The sequence below is a fragment of the Shewanella baltica genome, assembly GCF_900456975.1.
In the GTDB taxonomy this organism is placed as follows: domain Bacteria; phylum Pseudomonadota; class Gammaproteobacteria; order Enterobacterales; family Shewanellaceae; genus Shewanella; species Shewanella baltica.
This window is the reverse complement of sequence record NZ_UGYM01000002.1, coordinates 4,117,543-4,136,300: the sequence shown is the minus strand read 5'-3', so window position 1 is coordinate 4,136,300 and position 18,758 is coordinate 4,117,543. Positions and strand designations below refer to the sequence as shown.

Below are 18,758 nucleotides of genomic sequence, written 5' to 3'. Positions count from 1 at the left end.
GTGATAAAAGCAATATCCTGACACAGGGGGATGTTGAAGAAATCGAAATATGCGCTGAAGAAGGTATTTACGAATGCATTGAGCATTATCAAGGGTTAGATAGTCAAGAGGTCATCTTAGACGATATTTTTGAGAATTATTTTCCAAGTGTACAAAGACGATCCGCCTTACTAACATTGGTAGCAACCTATGAACATGAATTAGAGCATTTCTGTGATCTCTATTCAGAACAACATAATACACCAATTAAGTTAAATGAATTAAAGGGCCAAGGACTAGAAAGAGTACATAGACAGGATCTTTAGCGATAACGCTATATTTTAGGTAGAAAAAAGGCCTTATTTATGATCTGATAATTGTCGCCAAACAAACTACCATGAGCAATAAATAAAGCCGATGACGATTATCTCCTTAAAAAAGCAGTTTATGCAATTCTTCAATGCAAACATCCTTCAAAAAACGGCTAAGCGCACGGGGTTTATTCAACGAAATCGGTCTATTCTGCCGGAAATACTGATCCCAAGCTTGATATCTGCGTTGAGTAAAGGTAACTGTCATGCCATTGCAGACTTGCATCGTCAGTTCAATGGTATGTGTTTGACTGAAAATGATAATGTGGCTTACAAGCCCTTCCACAACCAGCTCCGTAAGGAAGCCTTTCCTCATTTTATGCAGCAACTAGTACAGTTGGCTATCACTCAATTTGCCCGCCAGCAATGTGCTCTGCTTCCGAAGAAGCTGTCTTGCTTTGATGATATTCTGCTTCAAGATGGCAGTTCATTTCATGTTCACAAGGCGTTAGCCGATATCTACCCAAGCCGCTTTAAACGCAATCCTGCTGCGATAGAGTGCCATATGACCATGTCATTACGAACCTTTAACCCGACGGCGATGACGATAACTGCTGATACGGCTTCAGAAAGAGCCTATCTTCCCAAGCCATTTAAGATGAAAAACAAGCTACTTCTGGCTGATGCGGGATACCCTGATTTCGAGTTTTTTGCTGATGTGGAGCACCATAATGGTTTCTATATTGTTCGGGGTGCAAAGTCACTCAATCCAAGGGTTGTAGAAGCTAAAAATGGCAAGGGCCGCATTCTTCCTAAGCTTGCAGGAATGAAGCTCAAAGACATAACGCGCCGTACCAACCGCGCTGAAATCCTTGACCTCAAAGTCCACAGAGGCAAACAGGAGTTTCGAGTTGTAAGACGTTGGTTCGCAGAAGAAAAGCGGTTTTGTATCTGGTTAACAAACCTACCGACAGAGGCCTACACAGCCGATGATATTATGGCGATTTATCGCTGCCGCTGGCAGGTTGAACTGCTGTTCAAAGAGTTGAAATCACATACAAACTGGCAGAGATTTGCTACCGCGCAAAAAGCGATAGTTGACGGCCTAGTCTGGGCCAGTCTGCTGGCAGTTATCATCAGGCGCAGTACCGCACTTCAGATAATGGTAAGCGGTAAATGAAGCAGTGAAGCGTTAATCGATATTGCTTAGATCAACATTCCACGGCATTAAATCGGTCAAATCGTCGGTAGGTAGACGCTTGGGCAACTCGGTAAACAAGTGCCTGAAGTAATAATATGGACTGATATCGTTCGCGCGACAGGTCATCACTAAACTGTATAAGTTCGCACTGGCATGCGCGCCGTTGACTGACGTTGAGAACATCCAGTTTTTGCGCCCCGTTGTAAACGGGCGAATATCTCGTTCGGTGACATTATTGTCGATGCTAATATCGCCATCATCAAGATAAGTTAATAATTTCGGCCATTGGTTTAGGGCGTAAGTAATGGCTTTACCTAGATATCCTTTGGGAAGTACCTGTTGTTTCTCCAACCAAGTTTTAAACTCCGCTAATATTGGTACCGCTTCTTGTTTTCTTAATTGTTGTCGCTCAAGAGCACTGAGTTGTTTGGAGCGTTTTTCAATGGCGTAGAGTTTGGCAATATAGCTCAGTGCAACTTCGGGCTTACCTGCTTTTTTTGACGCACTCGCTTTTTGTGCATCGGTGAACTTTCGACGCACATGTGCCATGCAGCCAGCATGGGTGACATCTTTTAATGTGCCATAAGCACCGTACCCATCTGTCAGCAAATACCCAGAGAAACCTGATAAGAACGCTTGCGCGCAACGGCCAGCACGGCTTGGATGATAGTCATAAATCACGATAGGCGATTGGACAAACTCACCACTGCGATACACCCACATATACGATTTAGTTTCGGCTTTTCTATCTTCTTCACGAAGCACTTGCACGGTGGTTTCATCAGCACAAATCAGCTTTTCATTGAGCAGTTGTGACTGCATTGCATCAATAATGGGCTGTACTTTCATGCCTAATTGCACACACCAATTGGCTAAGGTCGCTCGGCTGATATCAATACCTGAGCGGGTTAATATATCCACCTGGCGATAAAGTGGAAGTGCATCAACGTATTTTGCCGTCACAACGGCGGCAAATGCCTCGGCACTACCAATACTTTTAGGGATTAAACTGGGTGGCTTAGGGGTGGTGATAATGCGTGAACTTGTTTGTGTTTTTTCACACTGGCGACAGGCATATTTTACCCGTTCATGGCGGATAACCGTCACTTTTTGTGGAATAATTTTAAGTTCTTCACTGGTTTCGACGCCGCATTGGTGTAATGGAGACTGACAGCATTCACAACAAGGCGAGTCAATCTCATGTGTGATAACTTCACGCTCTAGCGCTTCAGGTAACGGTTTACGGCCTGTTTTCTTTGTTGTTTGCGTTGATGGCTCAGCAATATCTTGTTGCTCGGCCTCGTTGAAGGTGCCTTTGGCGACTTTTTCACTCTTAGAAGAAAACCGCTTAGATTGACTTAAATTTAATTGCTCAATTAACAACTGGATTTGTGTTTTAAGCTCGGTGATTTCTTCTTGAGCAACAAGCACTTCTTCCTTGGCTAATGACGCTTGTGCCTGTGCAATGTCAGCAGCTTGTTGCAGCTGCAGTACCATGGCCTTAAGTTGCTCAATATCATCAGGAAGTGTTGTCATTATTAGCGAAGTTTGTATTCATTTCTCCTTATTGTGACAGCGAAAAAGGATCGTTCAAGCATAAAAATGTGATCGCCTTTTTGATCACACTGTTAGGTTAGTTATTGGTCGATGTGCTCTGTGATGCTCGATAGATAACCCCGATAACAGCCAATTCAGCTGGGCCTTGCTGATATGTAGTGCGCCATCGTGTGTTGGCTTTGGCCACTTAAAGGTGCCTTTTTCTAACCGCCGATAATAAAGCCAAAAGCCATTAGTGTCCCAAAACAAGATTTTGAGTTTATCTCGATGACGATTACAAAAAATAAACCAGGATTCGCTAAACGGGTCCATTTCAAGATGTTGTGCAACGATAAGCGATAGGCCATCGATAGACTTACGCATATCTGTGACACCCGTGACGAGATAAACTTGAGCAGATGGTGTCATTATTGTAGGGCAGCAACCCAATGCTGGATTTGGCTAGCGCTTAAATGAATTGGCAACTGAGCACGCAAACCATTTGCAAGGGTTAGCGTGACAACGTTTTCACTCACGACGGATGTATCGGTCACAATGAGGGGTTGCAATTGTTGTGGCTCCGGCTGTGTTCGGAGTTTTTTGGCCCATGTATAAAAGGTTTGATAGCTTATGTTCTGCTCAGCGCAAAACTGAGTGATGCTAATGCCACTTTGTTTTTGCTGCTCGATTAATGAAGACCAATACTGGTGTTTTTCTTGTGATGACATAGTGCCTCCTTAAATTGGTGAGGTACTATGACAACTATTTTTATGATTGAGTATGTGGGGTTTATTTACCGCTTACCATAAAGCAAAAAAAACCATAATTATCTGGGCATTTTTTATACCTTCCTTAGGATTAGATTTATAGCCATATTCTCATGCATAGTATTTATCAAAGTCTAAATTGAGAATTATGGGTACACCATAATACTCAATAACACTAGAAAAATGGGTGTGCCATAATACTCAGATTATAACTTAAAATGGCGAATCGAACGTAGATACAACCTTTTCTCTAAATCCCCCTAAAAGCTCAAAAGACTGTGAAACAAAATCTATAATATTATTGGATGCAATTGTATCCAGAGAATTGGATTTAATGGAGTTTTGTAGATAGTTGTAGTGGTTCAGCAAATCTGGCCTACCATTTGTAGGTAATTGGGACACTAGAAGTTATCTGGAAACCAAACTTTGTTCGCTCTTTGTAACGCAGAAATGTCCAAAAATGCGTTTACAAATGATCAATTTTTTTATGGTCGTACAGCTGTTGATGATATATTGGATCATTAGCTTGCTACTGATCTTGTGGTTGAGAAGTCTTTTGGCTATGAATTCTACCAGATTCAAACGTTAACTAAGACTTTTAGTATTGGTATACAATCTGGCAAACTAGATTGGAGTAAAACTTGGCTTTTAGTTGAGTTAGAAATGTTGATTAAAGTCAATTAAAAGCTCTTACAATGCCTTTAATTAACAAAACTTAGTAATTGTGTATATTTATTTTGGATTTTCTTTGTTTAACTCGTTGTATTAAAATGTTTTTATGTCCACTCACTCACCCTGGTTGTTATTTATGTGTGCATTACCGTTTTAATTTAGGATTTATCGAAGTGTAAAGACGGTATCGTCTTAAATGAACAAAGCCACGCGAGTCGTGGCTTTGTTGTTTCTGGTCTTTATGTTTTTAGTCTTTATGCCGTGAAGCCGTTAAACCCTTCATTTACATGACTATACGCTTGAGATAAAACCTAGAACGTGTAATCGAAGTTATAACGCATGCCCAGCATGATCTGGTCATTGGTTTCGCGGTATTCAAAATCTGTCTTTTGATATTCGATGAAGGTGCTGAATTGCGGTGTTTTATGCCACTCCAGCGTAGTGTTATAGGCGTTGTATTTAGCAGAGGTGATGTCATTGCCACCATCGTCGTATCTGGACACGCCCAGCTTGATTTTATAGCTGTCAGTGATGGGATAGCACGCGACCACATCGAGTGTTGAGCCATCCAATGTGGTTCCATCGATATCGTCTTTTTCAATGTTTTGATAGGCTGCCGCGAGGTACAAGGCATTGAAACTTTTTGCTAGGGTGACACCGACAGTGTTCTCATCTTTGCCGTCGTCTAACTCTTTGTTATAAAAAGCTGCGGCTATATAGATTAGGTCGGTTTTATAACGGATACCCGCGTTAACGAAGTCACTGCCGCCACTGCCTTTATTGCCGTCGAATTGCGCATCGGCCGAAAACAACAGGTCGCCAAATTCTTTACGATAGGTCACTAGGTTATTGAGTCTGAAGGGGCTCGCACTGTCATAGGCGAGTGGGGTTCCTGAGCGGTTAAAGATGTCGACGGGATCGGAAATGATCTCCTGGGTGACGGCTTGTTTACCTATGGCTACGCTACCAAAAAATCCCTTTAATCCAACATAAGCTTTGCGCGCATCGCCAAAGTCGCCGTCATCTTTGATATCGACCTTAAATTCCCCTTTCGCAAACCCGACTAAACCATTGCCAAGTTGGTGTTCTGCGGCAAAGCCAATTCGCGAGTTCGCATCGCCCACATCCCACACATCGTCTGAGTTAGTGTGGGTTAGGCCGAAAGTCGGGCGTAAAGAACCATAAAAATTAAACTGAGTATCCGATAAAACCGACGCCTCTTTTTCTTGGGCTTCGAGCATGGCGAGTCTTTGCTGAATTTGTTGTAATTCAGTGCGTAACTCGTCATTGGTTGCAGCGGTATCATTGGCTTGAACAGCAAAGATAGGTGTGGCAAAGCTCAGCACAAGCAAGGCTGATGTTAGTTTGAACTGCTTCATTTATGTTTCCTTACATAACAACTACTAGCGTGCCGTTAATGGATTTTGTTGCCGATGGAACAGTACTGCTAGTAGTAAGGATCTGCACTTGTGATAGTGCTCAAGGAGGCGTCTCGCTCAGAGGCAAGGCGTCGCATATCTGCAGCGGGCAGATATGATTTGCCCGCTGATTTGGGAAAGGTGTTGCCCTAAAACCCCGCTAACGCAACGGGACTTTAGGTTAAGGAAAACTAGAGTATGCTTGCGGCCATTTTGCGGCGCAGGTAAGCAATTTGCTGCATGTGCGGCAAATCTTTAGGGCAGTTATCTTGGCAGCCGAGTAGCGTCATACAACCGAAGACGCCGTCTTGATTGCCAATCACATGGTAGAAATCATCCGCACTGCGGCTGTCTCTGCTATCCATTTCGAAGCGGGCAATTTTCATCATGCCAACCGCGCCGACAAAGGTGTCACGCATTTGTTTGGTGGCGCAGGCAGACACACAAACGCCACATTCGACGCAGCGTTCCAGCTCATAGATCCGCGCGGCTTCTTCAGGTGCCATTGGATTTTCGAGGCGATGAATGTCCTGATCATCGGGTTTAGGGTGCAGCCACAGTTTTAAGCGTTCGGCTAATTCGCGCATAAATTTGCCTGTGTTCACCGACAAATCGCCAATCAGTTCGAAGCCGGGCAGCGGCATTAGGGTGATTTCGCCATTGGGATAATTCGCCGTTAACGTGCGACAGGCCAATGTGGGGAAACCATTGATCACCATGGCGCAACTGCCACAGATGCCTGCGCGGCAGACAAAGTCAAACTGCAGTGAGGGATCTTGTTGTTCTCGCAGTTGATTCAAGGCGATAAACACTGTCATGCCCGGTGTTTCAGTCAACTGATAACGTTCCATCTTTGGCTTGTCTTGGCCATCTTGCGGATCGTAGCGGAAGATATTAAAGCTGATTTGACGGCTCATAGTGGTTTATTCCCTACCGGTTGGGCTGGAGTGATCGCTAAGGTATCGCTGAGGCGTCCATTGGGAGCCTGCAGATGACTTGGCAGCTCGTATGGCATCAGGGCTCGCTGCAGTGTGTTTCTATCGGGATCGTCACCTAAGCGCGCGAGCACTTGATTGATTTCTTGTACGCGTTTTTCGGTATCAGGATGGGCAATAGTGTTATCGTTGCCGTAGCCTCGGTATCCCGGTGGTAGCTCCATTTTCATCACATCTAACGCTTCATAACGCAGCACAGGTTCCAGTGACTCGGCATCTGGCCAAGTTGCCAGCGTGCGGTTAAGCCAATCTTTATCGTTGCGTTGTGGGTAATCTTCCCGTGAATGGGCGCCGCGACTTTCAGTGCGAGCCTCTGCGCCACAGGCGACGGTGAGGGCCACTTTCAACATACGAGTGACGCGTAGCGCTTCGACTAACTCAGGATTAGCGTGACGTTTTTTACATTTAAGACCAAGATTTTTTGCCCGCAGCAGTAAGTCTTTCAAGCCTTTGATGGCTTTATCTAACTCGGGTCCATTACGGAAAATCCCGACGTAGTTCATCATGATGCGTTGCATTTCTTTCTTTATTTGGAAGGGGTTTTCTGTGCCATTGCCTTCGACCAGCCCATCGATTTCTTGCTGTAACTTATCGATGAATTTTTGAGTCAGCGCGGTATCAATTTCTAAATCGTTATTCTCACAAAAATCAGCCACATATTTGCCGATGATCATGCCGCCGACCACAGTTTCTGCCACCGAATTACCGCCTAAACGGTTAAAGCCGTGCATGTCCCAACAGGCCGCTTCTCCGACGCTGAACAGCCCCTTGAGTTGTGGACTTTCGCCGGTGGCATTGGTGCGCACGCCGCCCATAGAGTAATGTTGGGTAGGGCGGACGGGGATCCAATCTTTGCAAGGATCGATACCAAGGAAGTAATCACAAATCTCTTTCACTTCGCGCAGGTTAGTTTCGATATGTTCACGGCCCAGCTGCGTAATATCCAGCCATAGATGCGGGCCATAAGGGCTTTCAACGCCATTGCCTTTGCGCATGTGTTCTGTCATGCGGCGTGAAACCACATCACGAGAGGCGAGTTCTTTTTTCTCGGGTTCGTAATCTGGCATAAAGCGATGGCCGTCTTTATCACGCAGAATACCGCCATCACCACGACACCCTTCAGTGGTGAGGATCCCCGCAGGCACTATGGCGGTGGGGTGAAACTGCACCGCTTCCATATTGCCTAAGGTGGCGACACCTGTGTCGAGTGCTAACGCTTGGCCTATGCCTTCGCAGATGGTGGCATTGGTCGATATTTCATAAATCTTGCCATAACCGCCGGTGGCGATGGTGGTGGATTTGGCTACATAAGCGCGCAGTTCACCTGTGACTAAACAGCGGGCAATCACCCCATGGCAACGTTTACCGTCATGGATAAGCGACAGGGCTTCAATCCGTTCGTGTACTGGAATGCCCATAGAAATGGCTTGGTTATCCACTGCATACAGTAAAGAGTGGCCAGTGCCGTCGGCGGTGTAACAGGTACGCCATTTTTTAGTGCCACCAAAATCGCGGGCATTGATCAGGCCGTGAGCTTCTTCGGCCTCATTGAGCGTTACCCTTTGCGCATTCATGATGACTTCACGTGGGCCGGCGGAAATCCTCGACCAAGGCACGCCCCAGTTGGTGAGTTCGCGGATCGCTTTCGGTGCAACGTGGGCAAACATGCGGGCGACGTCTTGATCGCAACCCCAGTCAGAACCTTTGACTGTGTCTTGAAAGTGAATGTCTTCGTTATCGCCCATGCCTTTAACGGTATTGCCTAGGCTGGCTTGCATTCCGCCCTGTGCGGCGGCCGAATGTGAACGTTTTGCGGGAATTAACGATAGCACTAAGGTATCTAGGCCTCGCTCTTTGGTGGCAATCGCGACTCTGAGGCCTGCCAATCCTGCGCCAATGACTAATGAGTCTGTATAAATGATTTTCAAATCAGATCCTTATCTAATAATTTAGATAACATTTCATGGATTTATCATTGCACTCCTCGGGCATAGATGCGCGGCAACTATGTATCAGAGGAGGATCCGTATGTTGTTTGTCTTGCTATACAGGCTAAGTGCGCCGATAGCGTCATGCCCATTACTGAGGAATAAACGGTTGTACTGGCAGAACTAATTCGATACCAATATTGATATAGGTCACTAGGCTTAATGTGCCTAAACACAATAAATAGACGATCAATACTTGCGCTATAGTGCGGATAAGTGGGCGGTTACTACTCACACCCCACTTTAATATCACTCGGTATAAACCAACGATGCCGTGGAATAACACGATAGGTAAAAACACCACGTATAAGAGCCAAGCGTTATCGTGGTAAACCCGTTCTGCCGAAAGATGAGGGCCAATATCAGGGTTTAAAATCATAGTAGCAAGATGGGCTGACACTAAGAAAAACAGTAAGAACCCGGTGATCATCTGCCAGAACCATGCTTGGGTATCTCTATGCTTGATACTCGACATGAAGCCACGCATCGCTCGCCATTGGCCTAATTGCACTGGAAAACGACGAAGTGCGGTGGCGGCATGTACAGCAACAATCACCAGCATAATGACTGAAATGATCTTGGTCACTATGGGGAAGCCATGACCCGTTGAGCTAAACATACTGCCTTCTAAGAATTGCACCATGTGAAAGAAGGTTTCTTTACCAAATAAAATGCTCGCCTCGAAATGCATATGAAATAACAGGAAAATACCCAATATAAGCCCTGTCGCACTTTGTAAGCAGTCTGCTTTAGCCGACCAGGCTTGGCCAAATGGTCCGCCGTTAATGGCGGTAGGAACACGCGTTTTCGCTGACATTAATTCACCTCTTACTAGGTTTGTTGTGGCGTGAATGTACCTGCATCACGCCAACACAAAGTCTTTAGATCCAGATTAAAAGAAGAGGGTTAATCCAATTATTAGCATTAGCCCTTAGAACACTTTGGGTAAAGTTGCGCTACAGCATCATGCCGCCAAACAGGAAGGCCAATGCCACGCTGGTGGCAATCGTCACTACGCCAGGGACCAGGAACGGATGGTTAAATACCGCCTTACCAATCCGAGTCGAGCCGGTATCATCCATTTCAACCGCAGCCAGTAGCGTAGGATAAGTGGGCAATACAAACAGCGCGCTGACGGCGGCGAAAGAGGCAACGGCAGTTAAAGGACTCACGCCAATGGCTAAGGCCGCAGGCATCAGCGCCTTAGTGGTTGCGCCTTGGGAGTAGAGCAACATGGAGGCAAAGAACAGGGTGACCGACAATAACCAAGGCTGACTTTGCAGTAAGGTGCCTGCTAAATCTTTGATTTCCTCGATATGATTCGACACTAAGGTATCGCCTAACCAAGCCACACCTAACACACAGACACAGGCTGACATGCCCGATTTAAAGGTGGCCGCATTGGAGATTTCACTTGCGTCTAACTTACAGAAAATCGTGATAGCCGCAGCTGCCGTTAGCATCAGCACCATAATGGCAGCATCGCGTGGCAGTACAGGGTCAACAATCAAGCCGACTTTGTCAGATATCGCAGTGGCGTAGGCCATCACTGCCGCAATCGCCAGTAAGAAAATCATCACAGAGCGTTTCGCGCCGGCTTTAATTTTGATCTCAGTTTTACCGCGTGTTTTGACTAAGCCCTTAGCTAAACGGTCTTGATAAATAGGATCATCAGCCAGCTCTTTACCCATTAAGTTAGCAACAACGGCGCCGACCATACAGGCTAAGAAAGTTGAAGGAATACATACGGCTAACAGTACTAAATAGTCCACGCCAAAGGGTTCTAGAATGCCTGAGAAGAACACGACAGCCGCCGAAATCGGTGAAGCGGTAATGGCGACTTGGGACGCGACAACGGCGATAGAAAGAGGACGAGAGGGACGAATACCTTGCTCTTTTGCGACTTCGGCAATAACAGGTAAGGTTGAGAATGCGGTGTGGCCTGTTCCTGCAAAGAGTGTCATGAAATAAGTGACTACAGGTGCCAGAAAAGTGATTTGTTTTGGATGCTTACGTAATAATTTTTCTGCCAGTGAGACTAAATAATCCATCCCTCCTGATACTTGCATGGCCGCAATCGCGGTGATAACCGACATAATGATGAGGATCACATCAATCGGAATATTGCCCGGTTTGAGTCCCATCCCTGCGGTTAGTATCAGTACCCCGACACCGCCCGCAAAGCCGACTCCCATGCTACCCATCCTTGCACCTAGGTAAATGGCCCCGAGTACGATAATTATCTCTAATATAATCATAGTGTTAACTCTATTTTGTTTTTAATTTCAATAGCCTGCGCATATTCACTATGCGCTGGCTTATTCTTGAATCATCGAGTTTTGGGCTGGGGAAGGCTCCCCAGCCCCACTGAGTTACACTTTGGCTTTGCTGCTGCGTTTAGCTTGATACTTAGGATTCATCAGGTTTTCAATCGAGAGAATGTCATCGAGTTCTTCAACCGTTAACAAACCGCGTTCGAGTACCACTTCACGGACATTTTTACCCGTTTGGGCGCAAATCTTGCCGATGATGTCACCCTCATGGTGGCCGATGATGGGGTTAAGGTAGGTCACGATCCCGATGGAGTTCATCACATGGGCCATGCAGATCTCTGGGTTTGCAGTGATTCCTTCAACGCATTTCTCACGTAGGGAGATACAGGCATTACCCATTAAACTGAGTGACTCAAACATCGCCTGACCAATCACAGGTTCCATGACGTTAAGCTGTAACTGGCCCGCTTCGGCGGCCATAGTGATAGTGATATCGTTGCCGACAATCTTAAAGGCAACCTGATTGACGACCTCAGGGATCACAGGGTTAACCTTAGCTGGCATGATAGAAGAACCCGCTTGTAATTCAGGCAGATTGATCTCTTTAAGACCTGTGCGTGGACCCGATGACAGTAAGCGTAGGTCATTACAAATCTTGGACATTTTAATCGCCATGCGCTTAATTGCACTGTGCAGCATGACGTAGGCGCCACAATCGGAGGTCGCTTCGATTAAATCTTCCGCTGGCACATAAGCACGGCCAGTGATTTCAGCCAGATGTTTAATGGCGAGTGAGGAATAACCCACTGGCGTGTTAAGGCCGGTTCCAATAGCCGTTGCGCCTAAGTTCACTTCTAACAACAACTCTTGGCAACGCTTGATGGATTTAATTTCTTCTCGCAGTGTGACAGCAAAGGCATGAAACTCTTGGCCTAAGGTCATAGGCACGGCATCTTGCAACTGAGTGCGGCCCATTTTTAAGACGGTTTTAAACTCTGCGGCTTTAGTGTCGAAGGCACTAATAAGGTCAGTTAATGCATCTAACAGAATATCGGTACTGTTGATGACCGCAATACGGAAGCCTGTTGGATAGGCATCGTTGGTCGATTGGCACTTGTTGACATGGTCATTAGGATTGATGACATCGTAACGGCCTTTTTCAAGCCCCATGATCTCCAGTGCAACGTTGGCTAATACCTCATTGGTATTCATGTTGACTGAAGTGCCTGCGCCTCCTTGATACACGTCGACTGGGAATTGATCCACAAATCGGCCCGTTGTGAGTATCAGATCGCACGCTTCAATAATCTTGTCAGCGATTTCAGGACTTACAGCGCCTAATTCGCTATTGGCCATGGCAGCTGCTTTCTTTGTTAGCATCATGCCACGGACTAATTCAGGTACATCGGAAATTTTTTGATTACTCAGCTTAAAGTTTTCGATGGCACGTAATGTATGTATGCCGTAATAAAATTCATTGGACACTTCTTTCGTTCCCAATAAATCTTCTTCGATCCGTACGCTATTAGTATCTTTCATTTCGATCCTATTAAATCCGGTTAATAGTAAGATATATCTCCGAGTATTGAGTTGTGGTGCGTACATAAGTATGCGTAACACTTCAAAAATAACTCATCGAAAACATGAAGGAGAATCGTCTCCTTGACTATCGACACAGATCTTAACGCTTTGGCAATAACAGGATTTAGATGGGGATCACTTAACTGTTTGAAATGGTAGATTTGTTTTGTTTATTAGATAAGCATCTCAACTCGGTTAGCTAGTGTGAGCTATTACTTTTTGATGCAAATTAGCTATAGATTTGTTATTCGTTAACCAATTGGCGACATATTTACTCAAGTGTTTTTGAATTTAAATAAACCGTACGCTATTTAATTTTCACTTTATCAATCGCGAATAATCATTGATTAGTTAAATCTACTCAATAATAAATGCATGGTGTTTTATTTAAGTTTTAAATAATCAATTAGATAACGCTAAATTTGTTATTTCATTTTAGTGAGAATTATCACGGTTAGAGTTAAATAATAGTGCACACTGTGGAGCGTTTATTATTAATAAAAGGATGTAAGCATGAATTTTTCAATGCGTAAGCTCTTGCTCTCGGTCACCTTAGGGTTAGTTCTCTCCTCTGCGGCGCAGGCGCTTCCACAGGTACGGATCATTGCCACGGGTGGCACCATTGCCGGAGTAGGGCAATCGGCCACTGAGTCTAACTATCAGGCTGGTGAAGTGGGCATTAGTAGCTTAATTGCGGCTGTGCCTGAAATGAAACAGCTTGCCGATATTCAAGGTGAGCAACTGGTTAAAATCGGTTCGCAGGACATGAATGATAAAGTTTGGCTAGCGTTAGCCAAGCGCATCAATCTGTTACTGGCCGATAAAGAGGTCGACGGTATCGTCATCACCCACGGCACCGACACCTTAGAAGAAACCGCTTATTTTCTAAACCTCACCATCAAGAGCGATAAACCTGTGGTATTGGTTGGCGCTATGCGTCCATCAACCGCCATGAGCGCCGATGGTCCAATGAATCTGTATAACGCCGTCGCAACCGCCGCGAACCTTGAATCTAAAGGTCGAGGTGTATTAGTGGTAATGAACGATACCGTATTGAACGCCCGCGACGTTACTAAGACGAATACCACAGGTGTGCATACCTTTGCCGCGCCTAACTTTGGCCCGCTTGGCGTGATCCATAACAGCAAGATTGAGTACATGGGTAATACTGAGCGTCAACATACTACGCAAACGCCTTTTGATGTCAGCAAACTCGACAAGTTACCGCAGGTAGGCATAGTGTATAGCTACGCCAATGCCAGTGATTTACCAGCCAAAGCCATGGTTGAAGCGGGTTTTGATGGCATAGTCAGTGCCGGTGTGGGTAACGGTAATATCTACCACTCTATATTCGATGTTTTAGCTAAAGCGAGTCAAAAAGGCACCTTAGTCGTTCGCTCTAGCCGAGTGCCCACAGGTGCAACGACGCTCGATGCTGAGATAGATGATGCTAAATACGGTTTTATTGCAGCAGGTAATCTTAACCCGCAAAAAGCCCGTATTTTGTTGATGCTATCGTTAACGAAAAGCAAAGATCCACAGCAGATCCAACGTTGGTTTCAACAGTTTTAGGATTTCAGTTGAGTGATAAAAAAAAAGCCCTGCGCATATTCGTAGGGCTTTTGCATTTTGTCATTGAGGAGCTATCCATGACGTTGTTTTTCCTAGATGCCATGAGTAAAGATATCTCGACTTGGTTGTGATTTTGAAAGCTAAAAATAGTGAGGGTTCAATTCAGAGCTTCAATCAAGAGGCGACCAAGGCGGACTGCCGATTCTTCTATTCACTAAACAGAACGACTTCCATGTAGGGTATTCAAATATTCCGAGTGTATGTGCTGCAACAAACTATTCGCCTTATCGAAATGACATGCATGACTTATGTTTATCGCGCTGATTTCACGTGTATTCAAAAATAGTTAATGTTTTCGATAATATTTCCTTTTCTATGAAAGTGATACAGACGTTCTGTCGGAGTGACACGCTATCTAATTAACATTCTTCACTCTCATTCTGCAGGCGCCTATCTCGTTTAGCAGCAACTAGGCTGTCGTTGTTCTGAGCAGTATTTTAGTTACTCATAACGCCAAGTACCACCTAAATTATGTTAACAAATTTTACATTGTGGATTAGAATGTTACTCGCGTCAGTTTTAGATTATGTAATTGAAAGCAATAGAGCTATTTAACATTGAGATAATTGAGAAAAATAAAGGAATTTCCCCCACCATGGAAGAAGTGATTAGTCAGGAAAACAGTTCGCTAGAAAGTAATGCTAGGTTAACAAAGGAAGAGGTTAAAACCCATGGGGTACCGCTGTTTCATGTATCACTGACCAAGTTAATTATCATGTTTATTGCGACCTTTGGTCTCTATCAAGTTTATTGGTTTTATAAACAGTGGCAGGCTTTAAAAAATTACTATGACTTAGATGCATGGCCAATAGCGCGTAGCTTTTTTTCTATCTTTTATACACATTCTCTATTTGTTTATATTAGTGAATACATTAAAGAAGATAATCGAGAGTATCGCTGGAATAGCTCAGCTATGGCGACATTTTATGTTGTATTGTTAGTCGTTGGCGGAATTCTTAATCAAATTGATACGTTGCCAATATCATTAGTTGTGGCATCAATATTTGTTCCATTAGCTGTTTTATATCCGCTGTATCAAGCTCAAAAAGCAGTTAATTTTGCGCTTGAATCTGTGGAATATCCTGATAATTCACGCTTAACTTGGTTGAATTGGATATGGATTTTTCTGTTTTGTTTCTATTGGGCGATGATTATTTATGCTCTCACCTTGTTAGTTTAAATTTCTGAATATGATAGCGGGATATATTTCTAATCACTTATATTCTGCTTTTTTAAAGTCACTGCCAACATCTGGGAACTAATACGGTTGGTATAAGCTAATTTTGTTAGCTTACTGAATACTATCCTTTTCCCTATCCCCTCTCGCGCTTATTTTTCAAGATATTCCTACTAGATATCAAGGCTATAAACTATTTTTAGTACGGCATAAGGTATTGATTTTGTGACTTAAAGTGCTTTAGGTACTATAGTGAAAGCTTATTTTATCTGAAACTTAGGTGTGCGCTTCCTAGGTTTCTTATTTGATTTTGGGGGGAAAGTGCGAATTTTAATGAACAATTTCAAGGTGATTAGTTTGATGCGCCAGTGGTTACTGCTGGCATTATTAAGTGTGGCGTTACCGCTAAAGGCGAGCGAAGAGCCGCAGTGGATGGGGACGGCTGACTTGCCCATGAGTGGGCGAATCCATACCGGTGAACTTGCCAATGGCATGCGCTATTTATTAGTGAGCAATAAGACGCCAGAGCAGGCTGTCATAGTACGCATGCGGGTGGACGTAGGCTCAGTGGTGGAGTCCGATACCGAGCAGGGGTTAGTGCATTTTCTTGAGCACATGGCCTTTAATGGCTCGACGGGTTTGGCTGCGGGGGAGATGATCCCGACATTGCAGCGTCTTGGTCTGAGTTTTGGCGCCGATACCAATGCTGTGACTGAGTTTCAGCAGACGGTTTATCAATTCAACTTGCCAAGTAATAGCCAAGATAAAGTCGATACCGCTTTGTTTTTAATGCGCGAAATTGGCAGTAATTTATTACTCGACCCGGCGCTTATCGAGCGTGAAAAAGCGGTGGTATTGGCTGAACTGCGTGAGCGTAGCGGTGCGGATCTGGAGAATTACCGCAATCAATTACAGTTTTTAATGCCAGATACACTGTTGTCAAAGAGCTTACCTGTGGGAGAGGCGAACAGCATCAAGAATGCTACTCGCGAGACGCTGCTGTCTTTATACCAAGGTTTTTACACGCCCTCACGCACCACCTTAATTGTGGTGGGTGATATCGAGGTAGCCGCAGTTGAACAAAAGATAAAACAACAGTTTGCCAGTTGGCAGGCCGCGCCTTTGGCGGCGAAGGTTAAGCCGCAAGCGCTAGGCACTGTCGCAGAGCGTCAACGCGTCGATGCGGCGGCATTTTTCGATCCTAGCCTATCGACCTCGATTTCACTCGGTATGCTCAAGCCTATGGCATACCCTGCCGACAGCCCTGCCGTGCGAGAGCAGGAAATACTGCTTGAACTCGCCCACGGCATCTTGTATCGCAGAATGGAGTCGCAGTTACTGCATAGCCAAGGTTTATCTGGCGTTAGCCTGCAGGTTGGGGATCAATTTGATATCGCCTATGGCACTCAAATGAGCTTAGGTACGCAGGAGAATAACTGGCAAGAGGGCATAGCAATATTGGAGCAAACCCTGCGCCAAGCACAAGAGTTTGGTTTTAGTCAGCAGGAAATTGACCAACAAATCAAACGTATGCACAAAGGGTATCAGCTCAGCGCAGCGGGTAGCACTACTATCCACAGTGTGAATATTGCCGAGGGGTTAGTGTATTCGGTCGCGGAAAATCGCGTGCCTGTAGAGCCTGAGTGGCAGCTGGCATTTTTTGAAAAAATACTGCCGACAGTGACGCCGCAAAAGCTAAAGCAAGTGTTTAATCAGACATGGAATGCTACGCCGTATCTGTATCTGACGAGCAATAAGCCCATCGAAAATGTTGAAAAACAGCTTATCGCTAGCTATGAGAAAAGCCGCAAACAAGCTGTGAGTGCGCCAGCAACTAAGGCGATTGACGAGTTTGCATACACTCAATTTGGCGATCAAGGCAAGTTAGTGGCCGATAGTCGCGATGCCGAAACGGGCATTCGCCAGCTACAGTTTGCCAATGGCGTACGCCTTAATCTTAAGCCTACTGACTTTAATAAAGGCACTACTTTGGTCAGCCTCAACATAGGCTTTGGTGAAGTGCCATTCCCTGAGTTAGATGGCTTATCTTATCTGTTTAACAGTGCGTTTGTGCAGGGTGGACTCAAGGCCCATGATTATGAAAGCCTGCAGGAGATTTTTGCTGGGCAAGATATTTCCATTAACCTAGGCGTGCGTGAGCAGAGTTTTGGCGGTGAGATTAGTACCAATGCTGCAGAACTGCGCACGCAGCTCGGTTTAATGACGGCCTTTTTGATTGAACCCGGCATGAATAAGCAGGCCGAGCAATTGTTCAGCGAGCAAGTGATTGCCGAGCAGCAAAGTCTCCATAGCAACCCGCAAACTGAGTTTTCTAATCAGTTTGACCGTATCTCCCACAGTGGTGATAAACGTTATGGTTATGGTGAACCGGAAGACATTTTAAAACGTCAGTTTGCAGAGCTGGCGCCGAGTTTCCATTCAGCCGTCGAGCAAGGAGCAATTGAAATCGCCATAGTGGGGGATTTCGACGAAGCCAGCGCCATTACTGCTGTGGCTGAAACTCTCGGAGCAATCAAACGCAGCCCCACTGAAAATGGCCAATCGCTAGTGCCTGTGTTCCCGAAAGTGCCGGCTAAGATGACGTTAACACACTATGGTCATCCAGATTCAGCGGCGCTGGCCATGGTGTGGCCAACAACGGATATGACTCACCTAAGCCAACACGCTGGACTGGGATTGTTGGAGCAAGTGCTCAGCATCCTATTAACGGAAAATGTGAGAGAAAAAGCGGGCGCGAGTTATTCGCCATCGGCCTTTTCTTACAATGATCTCAATGCCAGCGGATATGGTTATCTCGGTCTATTTAGCGTGACGACTCAAGCCATGTTGCCAACGGTTTCCGAGTATTTCACCGCTGCAGTTAACCAAGTGAAGCAGCCGCAGGGGATTAGCGAAGACTTACTTAACCGAGCCCGCCAACCTGTGCTTGAATGGATGCAAGCCGCGCCGCAGAGCAATGGTTTTTGGTTAGATTTGGCATCAAATGCCCAGAGTTATCCTGGACGCTTTGCCACCTTTAAACAAAGACAAGCGTTGGCACAGAAGATGACACCGGCAGAGCTCAGTAAACTGGCACAGCAATATTTGCCAGCTGATGGCAGTTTAACCATCCAAGTCCTTCCTGCACCACTTGAACCCCAGCAATGAGTGTTGGTGCATAGAATAGAAGATTGATCATTCACCGCCATATCCCCTGTGCTAGCCAGT

Annotated in this window: 12 protein-coding genes and 1 pseudogene; 4 read left to right on the top strand and 9 right to left on the bottom strand. The window is 45.3% G+C overall.

Annotation, left to right across the window (positions count from 1 at the left end):
* Positions 1 to 396: 396 nt before the first annotated feature.
* Positions 397 to 1,461: pseudogene (locus tag DYH48_RS18465) on the top strand (IS4 family transposase); the annotation flags it as partial.
* 21 nt (positions 1,462 to 1,482) lie between these two features.
* On the opposite strand, the gene DYH48_RS18460 reads toward DYH48_RS18465, so the two are convergent.
* The 9 genes from DYH48_RS18460 to aspA all read right to left on the bottom strand — a co-directional run bounded on the left by DYH48_RS18460 (position 1,483) and on the right by aspA (position 12,679).
* Positions 1,483 to 3,027: an IS66-like element ISSba7 family transposase gene (locus DYH48_RS18460; protein ID WP_115334129.1), complete on the bottom strand. Its 1,545-nt coding sequence runs from the start codon at positions 3,025 to 3,027 to the stop codon at positions 1,483 to 1,485.
* Between the two features lie 84 nt (positions 3,028 to 3,111).
* Entirely contained in the window at positions 3,112 to 3,456 is a 345-nt protein-coding gene (gene tnpB, locus DYH48_RS18455) for an IS66 family insertion sequence element accessory protein TnpB (protein ID WP_012088183.1), read from the bottom strand.
* The gene (gene tnpA / locus DYH48_RS18450) at positions 3,456 to 3,755 is read right to left on the bottom strand and encodes an IS66 family insertion sequence element accessory protein TnpA (protein ID WP_115334130.1); all 300 of its coding nucleotides are present in this window, start codon (positions 3,753 to 3,755) and stop codon (positions 3,456 to 3,458) included. Before tnpA ends, tnpB begins: the two co-directional genes overlap by 1 nt.
* A 1,022-nt stretch (positions 3,756 to 4,777) precedes the next feature.
* Positions 4,778 to 5,845 (bottom strand): porin, encoded by a 1,068-nt coding sequence (locus DYH48_RS18440; RefSeq protein ID WP_115335578.1) that lies wholly within the window; start codon positions 5,843 to 5,845, stop codon positions 4,778 to 4,780.
* Between the two features lie 230 nt (positions 5,846 to 6,075).
* On the bottom strand, positions 6,076 to 6,801 hold the full coding sequence (locus DYH48_RS18435) for a fumarate reductase iron-sulfur subunit (protein ID WP_006083150.1): 726 nt from the start codon (positions 6,799 to 6,801) through the stop codon (positions 6,076 to 6,078).
* Complete coding sequence (locus DYH48_RS18430; protein WP_006083149.1) at positions 6,798 to 8,807, bottom strand: fumarate reductase flavoprotein subunit; 2,010 nt, start codon at positions 8,805 to 8,807, stop codon at positions 6,798 to 6,800. The genes DYH48_RS18435 and DYH48_RS18430 overlap by 4 nt, the downstream gene beginning before the upstream one ends.
* Positions 8,808 to 8,958: 151 nt before the next feature.
* Complete coding sequence (locus DYH48_RS18425) at positions 8,959 to 9,684, bottom strand: fumarate reductase cytochrome b subunit (RefSeq protein ID WP_006086136.1); 726 nt, start codon at positions 9,682 to 9,684, stop codon at positions 8,959 to 8,961.
* Between the two features lie 139 nt (positions 9,685 to 9,823).
* Positions 9,824 to 11,125, bottom strand: coding sequence for an anaerobic C4-dicarboxylate transporter (locus DYH48_RS18420; protein ID WP_006083147.1), 1,302 nt, complete (start codon positions 11,123 to 11,125; stop codon positions 9,824 to 9,826).
* A 114-nt stretch (positions 11,126 to 11,239) separates the two neighbouring features.
* Positions 11,240 to 12,679 carry an aspartate ammonia-lyase gene (aspA, locus tag DYH48_RS18415; RefSeq protein ID WP_012196633.1) on the bottom strand — a complete coding sequence of 480 codons (1,440 nt, stop codon included), beginning with the start codon at positions 12,677 to 12,679 and terminating at the stop codon, positions 11,240 to 11,242.
* A 555-nt stretch (positions 12,680 to 13,234) separates the two neighbouring features.
* Here aspA and ansB point away from each other — a divergent pair.
* The 3 genes from ansB to DYH48_RS18400 all read left to right on the top strand — a co-directional run bounded on the left by ansB (position 13,235) and on the right by DYH48_RS18400 (position 18,698).
* Positions 13,235 to 14,293: an L-asparaginase 2 gene (ansB, locus tag DYH48_RS18410; RefSeq protein WP_115335577.1), complete on the top strand. Its 1,059-nt coding sequence runs from the start codon at positions 13,235 to 13,237 to the stop codon at positions 14,291 to 14,293.
* Positions 14,294 to 14,948: 655 nt separating this feature from the next.
* Entirely contained in the window at positions 14,949 to 15,533 is a 585-nt protein-coding gene (locus tag DYH48_RS18405; RefSeq protein ID WP_115335576.1) for a hypothetical protein, read from the top strand.
* 357 nt (positions 15,534 to 15,890) lie between these two features.
* Entirely contained in the window at positions 15,891 to 18,698 is a 2,808-nt protein-coding gene (locus DYH48_RS18400) for a M16 family metallopeptidase (RefSeq protein ID WP_115336168.1), read from the top strand.
* Positions 18,699 to 18,758: the final 60 nt, after the last annotated feature.

What these genes read in the sequence shown, in the direction of transcription:
- DYH48_RS18460 (WP_115334129.1), bottom strand. Translation starts at nt 3,027, where the DNA reads ATGACAACACTTCCTGATGATATTGAGCAACTTAAGGCCATGGTACTG.
- tnpB (WP_012088183.1), bottom strand. Translation starts at nt 3,456, where the DNA reads ATGACACCATCTGCTCAAGTTTATCTCGTCACGGGTGTCACAGATATG.
- tnpA (WP_115334130.1), bottom strand. Translation starts at nt 3,755, where the DNA reads ATGTCATCACAAGAAAAACACCAGTATTGGTCTTCATTAATCGAGCAG.
- DYH48_RS18440 (WP_115335578.1), bottom strand. Translation starts at nt 5,845, where the DNA reads ATGAAGCAGTTCAAACTAACATCAGCCTTGCTTGTGCTGAGCTTTGCC.
- DYH48_RS18435 (WP_006083150.1), bottom strand. Translation starts at nt 6,801, where the DNA reads ATGAGCCGTCAAATCAGCTTTAATATCTTCCGCTACGATCCGCAAGAT.
- DYH48_RS18425 (WP_006086136.1), bottom strand. Translation starts at nt 9,684, where the DNA reads ATGTCAGCGAAAACGCGTGTTCCTACCGCCATTAACGGCGGACCATTT.
- DYH48_RS18420 (WP_006083147.1), bottom strand. Translation starts at nt 11,125, where the DNA reads ATGATTATATTAGAGATAATTATCGTACTCGGGGCCATTTACCTAGGT.
- aspA (WP_012196633.1), bottom strand. Translation starts at nt 12,679, where the DNA reads ATGAAAGATACTAATAGCGTACGGATCGAAGAAGATTTATTGGGAACG.
- ansB (WP_115335577.1), top strand. Translation starts at nt 13,235, where the DNA reads ATGAATTTTTCAATGCGTAAGCTCTTGCTCTCGGTCACCTTAGGGTTA.
- DYH48_RS18405 (WP_115335576.1), top strand. Translation starts at nt 14,949, where the DNA reads ATGGAAGAAGTGATTAGTCAGGAAAACAGTTCGCTAGAAAGTAATGCT.
- DYH48_RS18400 (WP_115336168.1), top strand. Translation starts at nt 15,891, where the DNA reads ATGCGCCAGTGGTTACTGCTGGCATTATTAAGTGTGGCGTTACCGCTA.